Origin of the sequence: Budvicia aquatica DSM 5075 = ATCC 35567, assembly GCF_000427805.1 — a bacterium.
Lineage (GTDB): Bacteria > Pseudomonadota > Gammaproteobacteria > Enterobacterales > Enterobacteriaceae > Budvicia > Budvicia aquatica.
Genome location: NZ_ATYS01000057.1, coordinates 15,844 through 34,657, shown reverse-complemented (window position 1 = coordinate 34,657; position 18,814 = coordinate 15,844). Strand labels below are relative to the sequence as shown.

General features: G+C 45.5%; 23 protein-coding genes and 1 pseudogene. 5 read left to right on the top strand and 19 right to left on the bottom strand.

The features are described 5' to 3' along the window. Window positions 1-95, bottom strand: a pseudogene (locus tag YWE_RS29760) (GNAT family N-acetyltransferase); the annotation flags it as partial. A 258-nt stretch (window positions 96-353) separates the two neighbouring features. On the opposite strand from YWE_RS29760, the gene YWE_RS0117775 reads away from it, so the two are divergent. From YWE_RS0117775 to YWE_RS0117755, 5 genes are all read left to right on the top strand, one after another. Beyond that, complete coding sequence (locus YWE_RS0117775; protein ID WP_029095754.1) at window positions 354-596, top strand: DinI-like family protein; 243 nt, start codon at window positions 354-356, stop codon at window positions 594-596. Between the two features lie 9 nt (window positions 597-605). Further along, the gene (locus YWE_RS0117770) at window positions 606-866 is read left to right on the top strand and encodes a hypothetical protein (protein ID WP_029095753.1); all 261 of its coding nucleotides are present in this window, start codon (window positions 606-608) and stop codon (window positions 864-866) included. A gap of 132 nt (window positions 867-998) precedes the next feature. Next, on the top strand, window positions 999-1,844 hold the full coding sequence (locus tag YWE_RS0117765; RefSeq protein WP_029095752.1) for a hypothetical protein: 846 nt from the start codon (window positions 999-1,001) through the stop codon (window positions 1,842-1,844). A 455-nt stretch (window positions 1,845-2,299) separates the two neighbouring features. After that, window positions 2,300-2,479: a type II toxin-antitoxin system HicA family toxin gene (locus tag YWE_RS0117760; RefSeq protein WP_029095751.1), complete on the top strand. Its 180-nt coding sequence runs from the start codon at window positions 2,300-2,302 to the stop codon at window positions 2,477-2,479. A 22-nt stretch (window positions 2,480-2,501) separates the two neighbouring features. Then, a complete protein-coding gene (locus YWE_RS0117755; protein WP_029095750.1) occupies window positions 2,502-2,903 on the top strand; it encodes a type II toxin-antitoxin system HicB family antitoxin in 402 nt (133 codons plus the stop codon). A 40-nt stretch (window positions 2,904-2,943) separates the two neighbouring features. Here the strand turns inward: YWE_RS0117755 and YWE_RS29100 are convergent, their stop codons facing one another. The 18 genes from YWE_RS29100 to YWE_RS0117665 form a co-directional block, all read right to left on the bottom strand. Beyond that, complete coding sequence (locus YWE_RS29100) at window positions 2,944-5,790, bottom strand: phage tail fiber protein (protein WP_051323410.1); 2,847 nt, start codon at window positions 5,788-5,790, stop codon at window positions 2,944-2,946. Continuing rightward, window positions 5,787-6,419, bottom strand: a complete 633-nt coding sequence (locus YWE_RS0117745) for a hypothetical protein (RefSeq protein ID WP_029095749.1) — start codon at window positions 6,417-6,419, stop codon at window positions 5,787-5,789. The genes YWE_RS29100 and YWE_RS0117745 overlap by 4 nt, the downstream gene beginning before the upstream one ends. A 1-nt stretch (window position 6,420) precedes the next feature. Next, window positions 6,421-7,650, bottom strand: a complete 1,230-nt coding sequence (locus YWE_RS0117740) for a baseplate J/gp47 family protein (RefSeq protein WP_029095748.1) — start codon at window positions 7,648-7,650, stop codon at window positions 6,421-6,423. A 14-nt stretch (window positions 7,651-7,664) separates the two neighbouring features. Continuing rightward, complete coding sequence (locus tag YWE_RS0117735) at window positions 7,665-8,012, bottom strand: hypothetical protein (protein WP_029095747.1); 348 nt, start codon at window positions 8,010-8,012, stop codon at window positions 7,665-7,667. After that, on the bottom strand, window positions 8,009-8,719 hold the full coding sequence (locus YWE_RS0117730) for a hypothetical protein (protein WP_029095746.1): 711 nt from the start codon (window positions 8,717-8,719) through the stop codon (window positions 8,009-8,011). The genes YWE_RS0117735 and YWE_RS0117730 overlap by 4 nt, the downstream gene beginning before the upstream one ends. Before the next feature lie 2 nt (window positions 8,720-8,721). After that, entirely contained in the window at window positions 8,722-9,720 is a 999-nt protein-coding gene (locus YWE_RS0117725; protein WP_029095745.1) for a hypothetical protein, read from the bottom strand. Continuing rightward, complete coding sequence (locus YWE_RS0117720; protein WP_029095744.1) at window positions 9,720-9,986, bottom strand: hypothetical protein; 267 nt, start codon at window positions 9,984-9,986, stop codon at window positions 9,720-9,722. Before YWE_RS0117720 ends, YWE_RS0117725 begins: the two co-directional genes overlap by 1 nt. Then, window positions 9,983-10,585, bottom strand: a complete 603-nt coding sequence (locus YWE_RS27690; protein WP_036016437.1) for a hypothetical protein — start codon at window positions 10,583-10,585, stop codon at window positions 9,983-9,985. Before YWE_RS27690 ends, YWE_RS0117720 begins: the two co-directional genes overlap by 4 nt. Window position 10,586: 1 nt before the next feature. Next, the gene (locus YWE_RS0117710) at window positions 10,587-12,512 is read right to left on the bottom strand and encodes an ETRAMP family protein (RefSeq protein WP_029095743.1); all 1,926 of its coding nucleotides are present in this window, start codon (window positions 12,510-12,512) and stop codon (window positions 10,587-10,589) included. Between the two features lie 109 nt (window positions 12,513-12,621). Then, window positions 12,622-13,188, bottom strand: a complete 567-nt coding sequence (locus YWE_RS27685) for a hypothetical protein (protein ID WP_051323409.1) — start codon at window positions 13,186-13,188, stop codon at window positions 12,622-12,624. Between the two features lie 84 nt (window positions 13,189-13,272). Further along, entirely contained in the window at window positions 13,273-13,716 is a 444-nt protein-coding gene (locus YWE_RS0117700) for a hypothetical protein (protein WP_029095742.1), read from the bottom strand. Window positions 13,717-13,732: 16 nt separating this feature from the next. After that, entirely contained in the window at window positions 13,733-15,034 is a 1,302-nt protein-coding gene (locus YWE_RS0117695; RefSeq protein ID WP_029095741.1) for a hypothetical protein, read from the bottom strand. After that, entirely contained in the window at window positions 15,035-16,000 is a 966-nt protein-coding gene (locus YWE_RS0117690) for a hypothetical protein (protein WP_029095740.1), read from the bottom strand. Continuing rightward, window positions 15,990-16,418, bottom strand: a complete 429-nt coding sequence (locus YWE_RS0117685) for a hypothetical protein (RefSeq protein ID WP_029095739.1) — start codon at window positions 16,416-16,418, stop codon at window positions 15,990-15,992. The genes YWE_RS0117690 and YWE_RS0117685 overlap by 11 nt, the downstream gene beginning before the upstream one ends. Beyond that, window positions 16,415-16,876, bottom strand: a complete 462-nt coding sequence (locus YWE_RS0117680; RefSeq protein WP_029095738.1) for a hypothetical protein — start codon at window positions 16,874-16,876, stop codon at window positions 16,415-16,417. The genes YWE_RS0117685 and YWE_RS0117680 overlap by 4 nt, the downstream gene beginning before the upstream one ends. Before the next feature lies 1 nt (window position 16,877). Beyond that, the gene (locus YWE_RS0117675) at window positions 16,878-17,207 is read right to left on the bottom strand and encodes a hypothetical protein (RefSeq protein ID WP_029095737.1); all 330 of its coding nucleotides are present in this window, start codon (window positions 17,205-17,207) and stop codon (window positions 16,878-16,880) included. Between the two features lie 46 nt (window positions 17,208-17,253). Beyond that, complete coding sequence (locus YWE_RS0117670) at window positions 17,254-17,721, bottom strand: hypothetical protein (RefSeq protein ID WP_029095736.1); 468 nt, start codon at window positions 17,719-17,721, stop codon at window positions 17,254-17,256. Between the two features lie 61 nt (window positions 17,722-17,782). Next, window positions 17,783-18,811, bottom strand: coding sequence for a hypothetical protein (locus YWE_RS0117665; protein ID WP_029095735.1), 1,029 nt, complete (start codon window positions 18,809-18,811; stop codon window positions 17,783-17,785). Window positions 18,812-18,814 lie beyond the last annotated feature (3 nt).

Sequence of the window (18,814 nt, the reverse complement as noted above, 5' to 3'; positions counted from 1 at the left end):
ACCGCATAGCTCAGTAACGCTTTACCTAAACCTTGGCCGCGATAATCAGGCTCAATAAACAGCATCTCAACTTTATTGTCAGACAGGCCGATAAATTAAAAAAACCTCAACATATTGATATTAAATTTAAATTAATATTATTTTCGCGTAAAAAAACCAAAAAAGGACTCAACCATGGACACAAATAAATATTTACATTTCGTACCGATTGGGGCGTCTTATATATTACAGACTTCAACTATACCTTAAAAGAAAACAACGTAGTCGCTGCAAGTTACTCTCATTAGAATAGTTGAACCCCAGTTAAAATAACTGTATATATAAACAGTAATTAAAATCAATGGAGGTTCATCATGCGCGTAGAAATCACTATCGATAAACGAAATCAAAAGCAGTTCCCTAACAATGAAGTGACAGTCGTTGAACTTGAGCTACAAAAGCGATTACTGAAAAAGTATCCCGGTACTGGTATCCGAGTGCGTTTCTCATCTGCGACCAGCATTAGCGTTACGGGTGGTTCTAAAGATCAGACTGCAGCGGTTAATAAAATCGTTGAACAGATGTTTGAAGAGTCAGAGGAATGGTTATCTAAATAGGGGGTTGATGTGAAAGACGGGAAGAAGATAAGCGAGCTTGAGTTTCATCCTAAATTGGTGAGTTTCAAAATTGCTGAAAACTCACCAGAAGAAGCTGTGTTTGTTAAATTTCAGCTTTCAAAAGTTACTTACGACTCTAAAGCACATACGTTCAGCGAGCAGGATCTAGAGCCACAGACGACATACATGAGCCGGGAAACGGCAGAGCAATTATTCCACCAGCTCGAAAACTATCTCAATAATGACAATACAGTGCGCACCACACACTGACTAAACGTGTATAGCCCGCCAAAACGGGCTATTAACCACATCGACAATCCGTAAGTTATGTTAATGTTTAGCTAATAAAAAAGCTCCCGAAGGCGCTGTTTTCATTATTTTCAATAAATTAAAGGGATGGGAATGAGAAATTTATTATTGCTTATTTTTTCTATTTTAATGCTGTCTGGGTGTCAGATAGTTGATAAGGATGGCGATTGTAATCCACTGCTTGAAGCATACTCCCTTGGCGGCTGTTCCAAGCTAGCCGCGAGTTTAAGTAATAAAAAGTGGCATGATCAACCATGTAATTCAATGAATGAATACGCAAACTCAAATATTAGTGAATTTAATGTTGTGCGTGGAAAGACGGAAAAAGACAATAAACAAGCATCTTTAATTTCACTTCAAAATGTTGGTTCAAATAACAATCAAACATGGGGAAATAGAAGTTATAGTGGCGAGAAACTATCGTGTTCCATATCCGCACAATTTGATGATGGAACAATAGAGAATGGATCTCTATCCCTTACTAAATCGCATAAGGGTGTAATTACACGAATGGATTATCTTTCTGATGAGGAAGGAAAGCGGCAGGTAAAACGGGAAGAAGTTGATAAGCAAAATGAGATTGATAGAGAAAATGAATTCAATAACACTCCAACAAAAGAATATCCATATATGGCACATATTAGTTGCAGTAATATGGTTTTGTATATGTGTTTTTTGGGCGACCGATTTACATCCGATACAGCAATAGAGATTAACAACGGAGGGGAGTATGCATTTTATAATGGATATCACACCAATGAAGCTGGGAACTCAAAAAAATATATAACTAGAATTCTGTTAAGGAATAATTTTGTTATTAATGCGCAAAACTCATCAAGCTATTTTATTTTGAATATGAAAATTTTAGATAGAACAAATAATAAGACGGTTTTTGAAAAATCGGTAAGCCAATTTGGCGTTATAGCCGTTAAAAACTAATCAGTATGAGGAAATGCTAAGAACCCCGATTTACAGAGCGTCACTGACTGGTATATATGACACTTATGGCGATCTAATTAATTATCTAATAGCAACCGGTCAAACAACCGAACGCACAACCTTCGTAACTAGCTTTATGCTCGATCAAGCAAGGCAATTTAATCAAACATCAGTTGTGGATTTATTAGACTTGTGCGAAAAAACAAAAAAAAGATAATGATTTATTACTTAAAAAATTAAATAAACAACAGCCCCTAAAATAAAAAAAAGCCCCGCCGCAGTATGCATAATCACACACTACGGCGGGGCTTAATTAGTAATTAAAATCAAAATAGACCATTAACAATCATCCTCTTACATTAAATCCATAGATAACCCCAATAACTCCAAATAAGTTGACAACCAGAACCGATGGGGTTACTATAACCCCATCAAAAGCACGCAGAGAGACGGGGATGGATAGCAGGAATGCAATAGCAATGATCGAGGCTGAGGGATGGTATCTGGTGAGAGTAAAAGGTAGTCATCACCAGTTTAAGCACCCCACAAAGAGCGGGTTGGTAACCATAAAGCACCCACAAAAAGATATCCCGCTCCCCACATTCAAAAGTATCAAAAAACAGGCAGGGCTTTAAGCCCTACCTTTTGGAGGTTTAAATGTTATATCCAGTCGCTATTGATAAAGGTAATTCATCCTTTGGTGTTCGTGTGCCTGATATTCCTGGCTGTTTCTCTGGTGGTGATAATATTACCCATGCAGTAGAAAGCGTTCGGGAAGCTGTTGAGGCTCATATTGAGTTACTTGTTGAATCCGGTGAAGCCATACCAGAGGCGACCAGTGTCGATAATTACCTGTCTGACCCTGATTATACCGGTGTAATTTGGGCTCTGGTTGACGTTGATATTACCCGACTAATGGGTAAGTCAGAGAAAATTAACGTTACATTACCCTCATTACTCATCCGGCGTATTGACCAGTTCGTAGTAAATCATCCTGAATACGGCAGTCGTTCAGGTTTCTTATCTCGGATTGCCGCGGATAAAGTCATCCATAGTTGATATCACTGTAGTGGGCCCCGAACGTTTGGGGCCTTTGATTTTACTCCGTCACGTCAATAATTTCATCGACCGGTAGTTCTTCAATGTCATCCCTGTAGACCTGTACCCGCAAATCAACCCAGCGACCAACAGGAATATCAATCGGATCACCGTCCTTGTAACCATCAAGATTATTCCGTGCAAATACTGGCGCATCTGGGTACGTACGGTGATAAGTCTTAACAATAATATCGCCTGTCGCCTCAACAACCGAATCAACCCATATTGGCGATAAGTCGTTATCATCTTTTGGTACGCTAATATCCCACGCACCATCAGAGTAAAAACCCATCACTAGGCCACTTAGCCGATAAACACCCTCAGATAATCGCTCTGTTGTCACACCTTGCGACCCATCATTTAAATGACAAGAGCCATCCCCTTTTAGCTGGACTATCGGTGACGCTTTCTTAATAAAACCATTTGCGTCAACAGTGGTGTTAATAGAGGTCAGAATCTCTACCCACGGTTGCCAGCCATTACGCCCGTTGCATCTAAAACCGATGCTTGCGTTTTGGTTCATTTCAGCTCGTGGCAATGCTAGTTGTGTCTGGTAGATATTTGCTACACTATCCCCAAGCGTTAACGCATAGTGTTTATCTCCCTCCTTCGCAAATGAGGGGTCATTGCCACTAAGCCCAGCCCTTTTCTGTAGGCCATATTGAAATACCCCCGGTAATAAGGTATTCCAGTCCTTGGTAGTCTCCGCGTTACTTGTGCCGAAGAACCGATAATCTCCTGTAGGCCCACCAAATGCGCCCACAGCCATAAGATTACCCGCAGCTACGCCTGCATCTTTTACGGCCGCAGTGCCTAGGTACAGATTTTTTCTAGCGACCACTGAATTCGTGGGGGATATCTCGGAAAAATTATTAGCTATCTTTAAATAACTCTCCACTACCGGCGTAGCGGTCACGTTCACTGTTTTGCTGGATGTCTTACCAGATAACAATCCCGTAACGGATATAGTCGCAGTTCCCCCGCCACCCGAAACCAAGGCCCCAGTCTCTAGCACGTTAGCAACAGCATTGTTGGTTGATGCGTATGTCAGTATTTCTGTCGCATTTGAGGGTGTTTTAGTGACCTGTAATTGATAGTTATCGCCAACGGTCTGATTGGGGATGTCTGCTAACAAAATGGACGTCAGTAGAATATCAACGCGAACACGGACACTCACGCTTAAGCCGCTACTGATGGTAGCGATAACATCCGTTTCGCCGCTCCCTATTCCGTTAAATAATCCCGTTGATGAGTGAATGGTTCCCACGGCGGTATTGGTGGAAATCCACGATACCGGATATTGGGCAGCCAGATCGGAAGGCATAACTTGAGCGGAAAAGCTCCGCGTCTGTCCAACACCAAGATTTAGCGACGATGGCGTGATGATAATATTCGTTGGTGTCGGCACTGGAGGGATAGGTTCACCACCATCCGTCTTAACGATGTACATTAGCGCAATATTGGCCGGAACCGGGGCGGGCATACGCGCACTATTATCACTTAATTTTACTGGGTTTCCCGTTGAAAGGACTTGCCCAACCATCCCACTGGGCAATGTGACTGATCTGGCCTGCTGAAGGTCACCAAATACACCCCTTGATGGGTAGGCATCATCAGGCCATTGTCCGTTACGGAAAATGAAGTAAGCGTCATCACCGCCATCACCACTATTCAGCGCCATCCGTCCCATTAGATGGTAGTGATTCAAATCAGTGGCATTCTCCAGCCTACCCACTTCCACGGAACCATCCCAGCCTTTAATAAATCGCCCCCTCATGTCAGGAACCCGGCCAGTTCGGTACACTGCTGCCAACTTAGGATTTGTGGTGGTATTAAAAGCCTGTCCATTTGCCTCAATCCAACCAGCCGGCGGAACCGTTGATCCCCAAGCGACGATAGTACCAACAGGGACGCCCGAGACGTTAAATAACCCCTTAAGCACTGGAGGTGTGATGATTAAATTGGGGTTTGTGCCGTCTGTAGCTTCGGTCTGTGTGGCTCTTCGATAAATGAATAACTGCCACCGCGTAGTATCCGTTCCCGGTGTGGCGTTATTGTTATCAACCAACGATACATAATAAGTGCCATTATGATGTACAACCGTTCCCGCATCATATGGCGCAACTGCTGGAGACCATTCTGGGGCACCATAATGCAAATACTGATTAATAATCCCTTGCGTTGTTTCTGGGCTAACCATCTTAAAGCAGAGGTTTGCAGTATCAAAAACCACCATGAATGGAGAACCAGCCACAATATCACCTGCAGCAAGATTAATTTTGTTGCCCTTATATAAAGGGTAATTACTAATCAATCTGCCGGACACGGTTAATTGCAGCGTACACCCGCCAGTGTTTGTATACTTTGGAGTGATCAGCAATGGGACTCGTAAAGCAAAAGTATCACCGCCATTAACAAAGAATGTAGATGGTATTGACGCAGTAAGGCCATTTGCTGTGCCACCAGCAATAGATGATGAATATTTCCCGTTTTGTAAATCCTCGACCTGAACAAAAGTATTTTCAGAGCCCCGCGTAGCGAAGTTTGAAACGACATCATTCAATACCCAGCCTTTTGCTGTCGTATTTTCCTGCCCCCGGATAACGGTCAGCGTATCGCGGTTAACGCTAATCAAGTGGCAGATTTCAAATACCGTCTCCCACTCATCCGTTAGCGTTAGTTTTGAATACAAAGGCAGGTCATACGATGGATTCTTTAAATCCGGGTCAGGTTGCAGCGTTTTAGCAAACAATACACCGGTGCCCGGCATCACGGTAATCAAGGTCTGTGTTGCGGTAATGTCCGCGGCTAACGCTGATTTTATGTTATTACCGAATCCTAAATTCATGATTTCCTCGTTATTGAGACAGTGTATCTATAAATAAAGGGAAGCTTGACGAATCCCTGTTCAATGGAGTTTTTCAAAGAGGCGGCCACATCATTGCCGTAATCAGGAATATTGATATGGAACTCACCATTTGCTGAGGTGACGCTAATATCAAAAGTATTTTCTACCGGTGGATCAATCCCATCCTTCCCGTGAATAAAACGTGCAATACGCCGCTTTAACCACGGAATTGAGAATTGAAAACCATCACTTTTATAGAAATTCCACGTCAGAACACGCTTAAATAAATCATCAGAAATGAAGCTATACTGACCTGCTCTGTAGTTAGATATATGCGCATAGGGGATATCGTTGTATTCAATGGTGTTATAGTCACCTCGCTGACTCTGCCCCCGCACCAATTCAAGAGATGGCCGTAACTCGCCGTATATCCCGTGAGCAATCCAGTCAAGCAGGTAGCCGGTAATTAAGGGTGATGTCCAACACGGCAGGCCGAGCGAGTTAAAAGCCTCAAGGTATTGCTGGGCCATCGTGTTATAGGCATTGAAGAACGCAACAACATTCTCATCATCGTTATATTGAATAAACGGATACGCCGGAATAATTTTAGTCTCGATATTGCCGCGCATATCACCCCCCAACCTGCTCGAAGTGCTGGACCATGACGCCCGAGATATCCGTGGTAAAGAATTTATAGCCATCACCACTTATCAGCCCGGTATTCGGATCGGGCTCACGGAGCACATTATCAATACTGACTTTGACGTCGATTAATGAAATTTGGTTAGGGTTAATAACCGATGACACCGCCTTTTGAAAAACGGTTTGTATCTGATAAATACTAATGGGCTTACCCACATAAATGCCGTTGATATAATCCACGATCGCCGGGTCGGCCAGCACTTCAACCGTTGCCGGGTCAATCGGATTAAAACCGATAGTGTTCCACGTTAGAATAATTCGCACAGATTGCGACGTCGGGATAATGTAAGAAATATCATAGATATCTGGGTGATCTTCTATTGTCACCCTCTCGTACGGGGGCACATACCCCGATGGGTTATTAACATCAACGGTCAATACTGAAATATCAGGAATGGACTCATGAATTGCTTGAGCGACTTCGTAAGGATCGCCGCCGCCACAAATGACCGCCCACTTACCCAATGAAACCTGACGATATGACACCTGATTCGGGTGTACACCAGGCACTCGATATAAGGCTGTTTTTAAATTGTCCGGCGTTCCCTGTACCGCCATCATCCCCGCACGCCATACCTGAGCCCGATACTCATAATCAGACTGGGCATCAAGCCCCGGTGAGCCTTCAACGATATTGGACACAGACAAAGTGACAATCGATGGAATGGAAGTGATTATTTGCGTCACCGTACCAGCAGGTACAGCCCACGCCCCCGGACTGGATGCCAAACAAAAAACGGAAGTGCTCTGGCCTGACGATGGGATGATCGCATTGTGCTGCACGACGTATTGATGGTTTCCATCCGATAACGTCAAGCCACGAGTGATAACAAAGCCTGGGGATCCGGTAAACACAACACTGACAGACGTGTTAGCCCCGACCCCACGCGTAACACCATAAATACCGCCTAACTGGTACAGTAGTGGGACGTTGGCCCCGTACGGCGATACGGAGTTGATGAGGTCAACCATCGCGCTATCAATCAGGGCTATCGCCATTGTGGCCGTACTCGCTAAATCGGTAATTAACGACGGCGGCAAATTAGCGGTATAACCCGGTACTTCGGCGGAAACCAGAGCAATCAATTTTTCTAATAGCTTTTTTGGCGGCGTAGGTTGGGCCCCCGATTGTGTTACCACAACAGGTAAAGTAGACATAGATACCTCAGAATTTAGACGGCTATCGTTTCTTGATAAGTCACGCCAGACAGCGTAACGATAGAAACATCGTAGACAGGGTTGTTATTAATGACGTGTTTTTTAATCGTGATTGACGCAAAGTAGCCGGCGAATTGTTGTTGAACCATATTGACGTAAAAGTCAGGGTGAAATTGCTCAACAATACAGCGTTGCGCGGGTATTCCATACTGGACGTAAAACGGCGACTCACCCAAACCTAACTTCAATGTCTGAATAAGCGTTGTTATCCACCCATAAGTGAAATCGCCCGCGCTATCACTTTCAATGGACACCCAAACCCGCTCCCCTTTAGTGTTGGTTACCCGTCCCCATGTTCTCATGATGGTTTTTCCGAGTTAATAGTGGCGCTGCCGGGATCGACATCTTTCACTTGATGGGTGTGTTTCATCAGGCTTATTCCGCCTGATGTTGTGTCATTATCTACAGTTAATGGCCCGATTAGATGTGCTGTAGTGCCGGACATTTCCCCCGCATCTTGAACAATCGGTCCGTTCAGGTGGATGACCCCATTAAGGTAGATATTTGGCGCTTTAAGATAAATCCCGCTATTGGCCGCGATCGTAACCTTCGACGGTTCAATGGTTATCGATGCGTCACCACTTTCAGTACGGGCCAAAACGCCAGTTTTCCCATAAATAACGACTTTATCCGGATCGACTTTTGACCAGTCCGTATTCCCTATTGGCAGGAAGACAAGCGCGGTTAAGGCGGGCGGGATATTCATATCAGGCAAACCAACGCCCAAGCCACTGACAGCCCCAATTGAGACGCTCATAGCGACACATACGCCCTTATCTCCGATTTGAATAGGGTAGCGGATATACTCCGGACCAAACACAGGAACAGTGACCTCGGGCAAATTAATAATGCCGGGAAGAATATCAAACTGTACCGTAACAATAGCCCCATCGACTTTAGTCACATGACAAGGCAGCGACTTACCGTCAAGCGTATTGTTACGCTCAATTAGCCCCGTACTGAATGCCGCCAGCGAGTTAATTAAAGGTATTTTCTGGGAATCGCTCATTTTTACACCTGGTCTTTATAGAGTTCTATGGCCTCAAAAACGGTTACCCACGCTTCACCTGATGGGTTGCAAAACTCGCCAATGTGACGTATAGCAATAATCTGAAATATACCAGAGAAGTTAAGACGGGCACTTTCTGGTAGTTTTGATTGTTGGCTGCCGACAACTAACGGACTCCCACTTAATAAGCTCTCTGGTAGTTTTACCCGGTCATTGATACTAAGGTTCGTTCTTAAGGGTGTTTTGAATGACATAACCATTGGGCCTAACCAGCAAGGCTGACCAATCAAGTCTTTGGCCGCTATATCCTTCTCTTCTGGCTCATATGAATCATCAGAAATTTCTATACTACCTTTATGCGCAACAACCCGTATTCCGGCATAGCTGGTATCCCCACCAGAAAGTGACTGCACGATACGCTTTATTTGCACAGCAACAGCAAAAATTGTATAGCATGGCACTTTCAGTGGCTCCCGCAGGATTAAGTTATCTCTGATATTTATTTTAATTGGAAATTCTTCGGGAAATGCAGGGGTTAGTCCGCGCCTAATAACATCAGAAAGCTTATCACCCCTCTCGCCAGACAAAGTTATTGCAATCCCCTTACCCTCCTCGGTTAGCCATGGGATAGGGGATATGGTGAGGTTAAGTGATTGATTAACACCTACCCAGTTGCCATAAGCCATTGATATCCAGCCATTCACGACCACACCGCTTTGCTCTGGGTTGGCCAGCGGCAAACCATCCTGAAAACCGCCATACATGGTGATTCTGGCACCACGTAAGTTAACGGCATGCCTGAGTATGGATAGCGGCAGACCGAAAACAGCCAAGGATGCGCCCGCTATGCCAGCATCCAAGCCTAGAGTTGGAATATCAAAAACAACATGCAGCCCCACGCCTTTGGTTTTTTCTGTATCCCAAGGGCCGATAACATTACCCTCTGAATCATTAATTGGGCCGCCGTTTTCATCAGTTATTTCAATTCGGTAGTAACGCATCAATTCACCTCAAAGTTATTGGTACTAGCCCGGTAGACGAGTGAGCCTGGCGCAAAGGGTAGCGCAATATTCAGATCAAAATCATCTGGTGACTCAATCAGCGGTACATACATGGCTATATTGTTGTTCCGGTCCCTAAACTCGACAAAGTAGCGATTTGAATAACGGTTATAAGGCACCGTAATAAAAAACGTCTGTTTGTTAATGTTTGCAGTAAAGCGGAAGGGGCCAGCATCGGAAGGATTAAACTGAACATACGTTGTCATGGCGTCCCCTTGGTGAACTTACTCATGAGGTCGCTTAACGCAGTATCAAGCTCAGACACCATCAATAATGGCTGTTCGAACTCAAAAGCCCACTCATATTGCACTTGCTTAACCTCATCATTAAACCCGGTAATATCAACAACAGATCGCAACAAGCAGCCCGTGTAAACGTAGGATGGAGTCATAACGGTATAAGTACCGCCAGAAGAATTGTGTTCTTCTAGCGCTAACTTTAACGCCATGAATAACGGTAATTTACCGACCATGCCACCGTTTTTCGTCGTTACTGGCCGGGTCATGTGCATAGTAATTCGGTTAGGCTTCTGGATAACAGCATTGGCTGCCGTGGATTGGTTTAGGAAGGGGTAAGAACTTATCTCTTGATTGATTAAGGTGGTGCCTGGTGCCGGCTTGAAATTAGCGCTCAGTAAATCGAGGCTAAACCCATCACCGCCCACCAGCCCATTAATAATACTCAAACCCTCAGTAAAGACGGCGATCGGCAAGATACCACCGGGAATTTTACTGGCAAACCCATCAACCAGTAAAATCGGGGATTTCTGAAAGCCTAATATAAATGCCGATTTAAGTAATCCCACCTTAACCCCCTAAACGTACGCCCACGGGAATACCGGCATCCGCAGAACGTAATTGAGTTTGAATATCCGATCCCGGCTGCTGCTTGACATCAAGCTGGAGATAAATCCGCTTTAAATCATTTGCGGGTAAATCCATACCTGTTTCAAATTTCGCCATATGCTTAAATAAAATGGCCATCTGGTCAGCATTTGCAGTATCCAACTGATCTGTAGGTTTGAGACCTAAGGCGTTACCAATCATTTTTTTATAACTCGCCCGACCAGCGATGCCAGCCTCACCCTCGGTCTTATCCCATGATTCCACGAGCTTATCGATCGTGTCATATCGGAACCCAAGATTGTTCCTGTTCTGGCCGTTGATGTTCCGTTTCAACTGTTTTAAATTGGCAATAACTCCATTCTCTAACGTATCGAAAATGGCTTGACCACCATAATCCTTACCAATAATCCCCGCTCCTTTTTGCCCCACATCCACTAAGTTCCCGGGATTAAACCCCATCTTACCCCGCGTAATATCCCCACTGATGCCCGATAGCCTACCCACTGACGCAGCCCACTGTTTATATTGTGAGTATCCATACATTCTCAATTTGCGATCTTCATCTTGAGGGGCCATATCAACGCCGCGCGGGTCGTTACCACCAATAAGCGCACCAGACTGTCGATTAAGTTCGTTAATACCACCACCAGCAGTACTATCCCATATAGTCGTACCTATCCCTATCATGGTCTTACCCGCCGCCACGGCAAACCCAACAACACTGCCATCCTTAGGTTTATTTTCATCGCCAGGCTGAGTAAAGGAGCTCTCTTTCTCTAATTCAGCAGCAAATTTACGCGGATCACTGAGGAACGTAATAAATCGAGCCAGCCCAGTAACTACGTCGGCCACGCAGGTTCCAAAATCCTTCAAATCCTGCTGAAATTTTGGGCTACTGATCCACGAGCTAAACTTATTAAGCCCGTCACTAAGTACATCAAAAACAGCCTGCCCGTTAGGCCCAATCAGAAAATCAGCCACGGCGTTCGAAAAGGTTTTGGATAGTGTCTCTATAGGCCCGTTAAGCTTTTCAATAGCTTGGACAAATGCGGCAAATATCTTATCGCCACTATTACTAAGGGTTGTACCGAGTGATTGAAGCCCCCTTTGACTGGCATCAGTCATATTTAACTTGGGGGCAACCTCTTTTGCCTGCTGCGCAAGCTGGGGTAATTGGTCTTTATTGGCTATAAGCTGATTGAGCTGCTCGGGCGGTACGTACTTGTCCATCCCATACGCTGAAAGTTGGGTATAGGCCAAAGCGGGGTCATTGCCTGCCCTGTCTACGATAGACTGGAGTAGCTTGGGCAGGTTTTCGAAGACACCGGCTCTCGGGTCAAGCCCCATATTCAATACAGCAGTGCCTTCATCTGACCCTTGGTCTATCTTAGCTCGCGCCAACATCTGCAATAAACCATCGACATTCCCGATCCGGTTTTCATAGATGTTATTAGCAGCCTTCATCTCCCCTGTCGTGACCATCTTCCCTTGAGCACCGGAATAATCATTAGCCACTTTAGAGGCGAGGGATTTATAACCAAACGCGCCACCACCAACAGCCAGTAGTGCGATCGCCGAAGCCCACGAAATAGCAGAGACAAACAGGTTTTTGAGCTTTGAGGTTGTTTTACCGAGCGTTTTATTCACCTCTTTAAAAGCCTTATCAGCAGCTTTTGTGTACTTATCTATGCCCTTAAGAAAATTAGTGCCTTCATCCTCTTTTTGGCCACCATCACCACCCGTACTGGGTAGTTTGATTTGCCCGAACTTTCCGTATTTGTCGTTATACTCTTTCGTCAGTCGGGTTAGTTGCTCAATGGTCGATTGCGCTTCTTTGAGTGAATCGACATCAACATTGATATCTAAAATAGATTTATTTTCAGCCATCACGGTGTACCTTTTTTATTTTTAAGCAACTCACGGAATTCTGCGGCAGAACGAATATCAAAACCGTACTCCCGCATAAAACCGTCTATCCCCTCATGACAGGCATAATTTAGGACGGCACTGACGAGATGGTCGCCGTCTCGCCAGAAATCTCGGCGATTGTCGATGTCGGTAATGACGCTACCCACTCCGTACAGTTCAGCGACGTACAAACACTGCCCCATAGTGAACTCACGTCGTCCATCATACGTATCGCCTGACTCGGCTTGTTTATGGCTGAAACACATGTAAAAAAAACCAGTTCACCCATCACATCATCGAGATCGACAACGCCCCGACTAATAGCCACATCAAGAGGCTGATCATCCCAACCACGGCCATCAACCGGAATAATCACGGAAGAACTGCGAATAATCTCTTGCACCAGCGTATTTTTTACGCCGCGCTCACCTTCCCAGATGTTCATATCTTTACAGACAGTTTCAAGCATCAGGTACGCCACACGGGGGCCGGCAATGACACTCAAGCCCTGACTGAAAATAGCGGTAAACGTTTTACTTAACGGGATGAAATGCTCACGGTAAATTTCTTTTCGGATTGGCGTTGAGTGAACGTAAATATTGCCGCTATCGGTTTCTACCTGAACAACCAAATTCAGTTTTTTTGAGATTTCCATTTGGGTACCTATTTTTACAGAATAAAGAAAGCCCCGACCTTGTTACGGTACGGGGCTGTAATGGGGATAACCTTGGGGATTGCTTTAGAAAATATTCCACATATCCGCGTTGGTGTCATAGATACCAAAGAGAGAGATAAGATAACCGGGGTCTCGTCCAGAGAAACTAACATCACCTGCAGAGCGTAACGTAGCACTTCGGATAGTAAAGTCGCCGAGCGTTGATGAGTCAGAATACACTTTAGCCTCACCCAAAAAGGTATCGGTCTCAATCTGCTTTTTAAACATCTGAGCCATCGCCTGGCTGCGGACTAGATGAATATTGATCGCTAGCATCTGGTATGGATTTGGTGAAGAGGCACCGCCGCTCATTGTCGGCAGCAATACGCCCGCATCGCCCTGAAAGGCAATATCAATACCGTCTTGCGTTAAATAGGACGCGGTGATATTGAGCTCAGGGAACTGAGTGAATTTTACCGAGGCGCGGACTTTATTAAAGACGCCTTGCGGCACAAATGGGTTTGCCATGATTTATATCCCCAGGTTAGGAAAGTTGCATAGTGACGTTGATGTTAAAAATAACCTTAATGAACCCACGCATCGGCGTGTACTCGGCGGATAAACCCGCATACCGGCCTAGAGCGTAATCATTCGGGTTATTGATGGAGTACTCACGGAATGACACTGCACCAACCTGCGGGTTACCGTTCACCAGCCCATAAATAACGCCCGTGTTAAACACGCTCTGAGCGCGGTTTTGTAACCGGTTAATGCCGTCTTGGTTGTAATACAGCGGGTTGATCGGGTTGTTGCTGCCGTTAATGACTTCATTAGCCAGTGCCATATGAGCATTGATTTGTATCCAATCGACAGAGTACCAGTACGTCAGGTCGTTACCGTCGCAACCTACCCCCTTAAACAGCACCGTGTTTGATATCCCACCCTCAGCCCCAGTACCAACATAGTTAATATTATTCGCATTCAGAGCGGCGAGATAAGAGCCTTTCTCTGATTTTTTGGTCACACCAATAAGATAGCGGAACGCCATCGGGGCAACTTTATTAATATCGGAAGGTGATGCTGAGATGAAGGCCCACATCATGCTAGCAATGCTGCACTCAGAATAAGGGGTGACGTACTCTTCAGCCATGACGATAACAGACTTAATGCCGTTGTATGGATTGCCGGGGCCTTGCGTGGTGACAAAGAAGTATAACATCGACGTATTGGCGCTGTAGTTCTTAGCTAATTGGATGAACTTCTCGTTTCTATCCCACGACTTAGGGACCAGATAGGCATAAAACCGGATGCTAGGGTCACTAATGTACATTTCAAGCTCTTGAACTTTAACATCAACGTCACCCGCCCCCATTTCATAGACATATACCGATTGTTTAGAGCCTTGAGCGAAGAAGGTTCGCCCCATAGCGAGTAATTCGGCGGAATCGGGTATCTGAATATTTCCAAGAATAACGACATCTGGCAACTCGATGGGGACGGTCACTCGCAATTTATTGGGTAACTCTACCATTGCGAGGTAAGCGCCGTTATAGACAGCAGGGCTAAATCCACTGAGGCTTACTTCTATTGTATCCCCATCCTGGTAGTGATAAGGGAGCGACGCACCAATAGTTAGTGTCATCGAGTGATAACCAATGGTTACCTCTTCAATTGGAAGGCTGGCCAGATCAAGCAATTCCGAAAACTGGGTGATTAACTCGATACTCCCTGCGGGAAGATTGGAGCCCCCCATTGAGAGCAGCGCACCGGTTTGCTGTAACTTAGACGGCATCATGCCAACCGTTTGAGAAACGTTGACCTCAACAATCTGATAGTCTTTAGACATTTATTCATTCTCCAAATCAATGAAAGCGTTATTAATTAATTTCAGCGCAAGGTCACGCGTTATCTGTTGGTAATAGTTAATCTCAAAATCAACGTGCTTTTTCTTCGCCAGCGCGTTTATCTCAACCTGATTCAACTTGTCGTCGAAAACCACCGGGGAATTAGTGATACCGAATTCTTCATAATCAACGGCCCTCTGCACGATATAATCAACGTACCTGAGGGCATCATCGTTACTCAGCCCATAGAGAGTTACCCTTACCGAATCCTGCACGTGCTGAAACCGTCTAAAATTATCCGGGTCGTCGGGTTTTCGAACATACCCCGCCGCTCCTTGCAAAGGTTTTGTGCTTTGAACATCGGCAACGATATACGGCGCAGGCACGTTTGCGGGTAGTAAGTAGGAAGGGTATACGGGCGCAATGTGATTATTCAGTAACCAGATAGGTATGCTGTTAGATAGCACTAAATCGGTGTTGATATCGTCTTGACTATCAATTATCTGAGTGCGCATGGATGGCCTAACAGATTCACCACGATAGTGAAAAATACCGGCCTGCGTGTACCGGCTATCCATACGCGAGAACGTAAACTGCACACCCTCATACTGACCGAGATACATACCGTTGGGGTCAACAACGTTAAAATCGTCAATTTTTTCAATCGGCGTAAAAATAATATGATTGATAGATTGAGATACCGTATCCGTCTGCTCACTAAGCGCCTGGCGGTGCAGGCTACCAGAGATACTAACGGATAGTGGCGAATCAGATAACCCGAGACGCGCTAACTCGGCGGGGTTGACGATCGAGGCTTTAACCCAGTACACGTAGCCATCAAGGGGTAAAATCTGTTTCACGTACAACGTAAAGGTGACTCGCTGGCTTGAGGATATCGTCTCTACTGCGGAATGAAGGGCAACAGCCAACTCAGTGCCCACCGTTGCAGCAACTTCATCAATTCTCATCGTCTTCTATCCATGCTATGAAACTTGTTTTAAGGAGTCCACCATCAATGAACGACGGCCGACGTTGTCCACTCGTGGTTTTTAAGCGCGAATTGACGCCATCAATAGCCGCCAGTGTCGGCACCTTATCAATGCTTAACCCAGCCATTTCTTCACTTTCAAGGAATAGATGAAAAAGCTTTTCCGTCTCACTCAGGATTAACGTATCGGACATCACCGAACCAAATCTAAGATGATTCTCAATCTGTAAAGTGATAGCCTCTCGCGCCTCCCGCATGATTTCCTTTTCATAATGCTTAAAGAATATAGAAAAAAGGCTGTATTCATCTTCAAGAATGGTGGCCACTTCAAACGTGGTTGCGTCTGGATTGTCGCCATATCCGTAGGGAATATCCTGAACGCCGATACGGAGTTTCACGACAAACCCCATAGCGGGCCAAGTTCCATCAGAATGGCTAAAGCTCTGCGCCCATAAGGGTCTTGCATCAATTGCAAGTCAGCAAGACTTAACCCTTGCAGGACATCCAGTGTCGTTGTTGCCTGAGAGGTACCCTGATCGGCTGCGGAATTGACAAAACCAGTCACCATCCTGCCTAGTCCGAGGCTTTTTCTCAGGTCAGCAAAATACGTACTATCAGTGACATCATTGGCGTAATTAATCAGAAATGAAGCACCAAGGTTATACACCAACATCCGATAAGTGGTGGGCTGAGTGATAAGAATGGATCGGTAGCCGCTAATGTTTGACCACTCAAGGGCTAGAGAATAAACCTCCTCAATAACCAAAGAATCATCAGCGATTGCGGTAACAGGGACGCCCATATAGCCCCTGACGAACTGTAAAAAGCCTTCAAGTGTTGGGAGTCCCTGATTCATATCATTCCTTAACTTTCGCTTTCGCCGGGCTTTTAACTTCCGCGTCTGTTTCAGCAGGCAGTTCTTCGCTCTTTATCATGCTTGCCATATCAATCTCTTTGTCGATTGAGTAGCAAAGCCCCGCAAATTTTTCAGTTGATGAAATAGTCTTAATATCGACAAGTCCATACATGCTGTGTTGTTTAATCACACTGGCGATATCACCGGGCAAACCCTCAATGACAATCTGGTCGCAGGGTGGAATCCGTAAAGATGTTGCATTTACCGCGCCTGGTAATCGATAAGTGAAAACCCGCGTCAGTGGTGAGCAGTTGGCGATAAATAATGTCATAGTAAACCCCGGTAAAATTCAGATGGTTGGATATGAAAATCAGGCCTTACTTACCGACTTTAATTTTCTGAGTAAACGTTTTGGCGTCGCCTTTGGTTGAATCCAGAGGTTCACCCTTGATCTCAACTTCTAACCCAGCTTGTGGAGCTTCCCCGTTCTGGATTGCGGCCTGATCAAGGACATGATTCATCGCTATGACGCCGTTCTCACGGATTTCTTGCGATTGTGCCTCCATGTTTTCTAACTTCTGGTCGATACCGTTTTGAATGGCGTTTACATCCATCTCTTTATCGATTGAATAACACAGACCGGAAAACTTACCGTTAATTTTGCTGGCTAAACAAAGGCCGTATAACTCATGCTGTTCGATAACGAAATTGACGGAATCCTTTGGCATATCCAGCATGACCTGATGGCCTGACGGGATCGCATGGAAAAATGGCTGCAGTCGCTCAGGTAAGCGGTAATTGAAAAAATGGCTCTGATGCGTACAGTTAGCGATATAAAGTTTCATTTCTCACCTCAAAAAAAAGAGAGGCCTAAGCCCCTCTAGTTTTATTTACGATTTGGATAATTTATGCGGATGCCGCGGATAACAACGTAATGCCTTCTGGCCGGATATTCCAGCCCGGAGTGCTGCGCATGGTGTACAGCGTGGTTAGTCCACCGTCTGGCACTGGTGATGGAATTTCCGTCGGTGCAGGGACATCACAGAACATCATGTTAACGGCCTGTTGGTTCGGGGTCAGGGTCGCAAAAATATTCGTATTGATGGTTGACTGCGTAGCGGGGACAACAATCTCAGGGGCTGAAATGATGATCAGGTCAGTACCACCAGCGCCTTTACCAATCAGCGTATCATCAGCACAGAAAATAATCTCATCACCACCCGCACCCGCCGCGATCGCTTTCACCATCTCAGCGGCTGTTGCTGTACCCGCGCCCACGCGCTGGAAGTTAGTCAACTGAACTACACCGGCATAGGTGATTTGCTGCAAAAAGCGCTGCGGGGCAAGAATAACGATACGCACCGGCTGGCCAAGTAAGAACATTTTAGTTTTCAGTGACCCGACAGTATTCAACATGTACTGCGCTAACTCGCCAGAATCCCACGTCTGGTAAGTCGTATTGGCACCGCTATCACTTCCCAAGTTCGCAGTTACTGCATTTGGGGAATGGACCAAACCCTCGTTATTCGTTGCGTTAATGCCGTACAGCAGCATATTACGCAGTTGTTGGGCCATGCCTTGACGTGCAGCTAAACGTAACGCCTCTGTCAGTGAATACCCCCAATTGCCGGCAGCCTCACTGTCAAACACGTTATATTGAGAGCGCGTAGAAATACGATAGGTCATCATCTGATCATAGCTTGGCACTACGCTAGAGGATGGCAGCTCACCCGGAAGTGATTGCCCCGCCTGTGTATTAGTCGTAACACGCAGATATTTTTGATAGACAGCTAAATCAGAACTGCCGATTTTCACTGACGGTGCGCCATCAGCCAGCAACTCAAACGCGCCGGTCGCCATGCTGTATTGCATAGCAATTTGCGGGAGCATCATTGAAGGCTGAATGACGGTAATTGCAGGAGCGAATCCACTCATGTT

Excerpts from the sequence above, each read along its gene's own strand:
- YWE_RS0117695 (WP_029095741.1), bottom strand. The coding sequence starts at position 15,034 with ATGTCTAAAGACTATCAGATTGTTGAGGTCAACGTTTCTCAAACGGTT.
- YWE_RS0117700 (WP_029095742.1), bottom strand. The coding sequence starts at position 13,716 with ATGGCAAACCCATTTGTGCCGCAAGGCGTCTTTAATAAAGTCCGCGCC.
- YWE_RS29100 (WP_051323410.1), bottom strand. The coding sequence starts at position 5,790 with ATGAATTTAGGATTCGGTAATAACATAAAATCAGCGTTAGCCGCGGAC.
- YWE_RS0117730 (WP_029095746.1), bottom strand. The coding sequence starts at position 8,719 with ATGAGCGATTCCCAGAAAATACCTTTAATTAACTCGCTGGCGGCATTC.
- YWE_RS0117710 (WP_029095743.1), bottom strand. The coding sequence starts at position 12,512 with ATGGCTGAAAATAAATCTATTTTAGATATCAATGTTGATGTCGATTCA.
- YWE_RS0117755 (WP_029095750.1), top strand. The coding sequence starts at position 2,502 with ATGTTATATCCAGTCGCTATTGATAAAGGTAATTCATCCTTTGGTGTT.
- YWE_RS27685 (WP_051323409.1), bottom strand. The coding sequence starts at position 13,188 with ATGGAAATCTCAAAAAAACTGAATTTGGTTGTTCAGGTAGAAACCGAT.
- YWE_RS0117725 (WP_029095745.1), bottom strand. The coding sequence starts at position 9,720 with ATGCGTTACTACCGAATTGAAATAACTGATGAAAACGGCGGCCCAATT.
- YWE_RS0117745 (WP_029095749.1), bottom strand. The coding sequence starts at position 6,419 with ATGCGCGGCAATATCGAGACTAAAATTATTCCGGCGTATCCGTTTATT.
- YWE_RS0117680 (WP_029095738.1), bottom strand. The coding sequence starts at position 16,876 with ATGAATCAGGGACTCCCAACACTTGAAGGCTTTTTACAGTTCGTCAGG.
- YWE_RS0117675 (WP_029095737.1), bottom strand. The coding sequence starts at position 17,207 with ATGACATTATTTATCGCCAACTGCTCACCACTGACGCGGGTTTTCACT.
- YWE_RS0117735 (WP_029095747.1), bottom strand. The coding sequence starts at position 8,012 with ATGAGAACATGGGGACGGGTAACCAACACTAAAGGGGAGCGGGTTTGG.
- YWE_RS0117765 (WP_029095752.1), top strand. The coding sequence starts at position 999 with ATGAGAAATTTATTATTGCTTATTTTTTCTATTTTAATGCTGTCTGGG.
- YWE_RS0117740 (WP_029095748.1), bottom strand. The coding sequence starts at position 7,650 with ATGTCTACTTTACCTGTTGTGGTAACACAATCGGGGGCCCAACCTACG.
- YWE_RS0117720 (WP_029095744.1), bottom strand. The coding sequence starts at position 9,986 with ATGACAACGTATGTTCAGTTTAATCCTTCCGATGCTGGCCCCTTCCGC.
- YWE_RS0117775 (WP_029095754.1), top strand. The coding sequence starts at position 354 with ATGCGCGTAGAAATCACTATCGATAAACGAAATCAAAAGCAGTTCCCT.
- YWE_RS0117665 (WP_029095735.1), bottom strand. The coding sequence starts at position 18,811 with ATGAGTGGATTCGCTCCTGCAATTACCGTCATTCAGCCTTCAATGATG.
- YWE_RS0117670 (WP_029095736.1), bottom strand. The coding sequence starts at position 17,721 with ATGAAACTTTATATCGCTAACTGTACGCATCAGAGCCATTTTTTCAAT.
- YWE_RS0117690 (WP_029095740.1), bottom strand. The coding sequence starts at position 16,000 with ATGAGAATTGATGAAGTTGCTGCAACGGTGGGCACTGAGTTGGCTGTT.
- YWE_RS0117760 (WP_029095751.1), top strand. The coding sequence starts at position 2,300 with ATGGATAGCAGGAATGCAATAGCAATGATCGAGGCTGAGGGATGGTAT.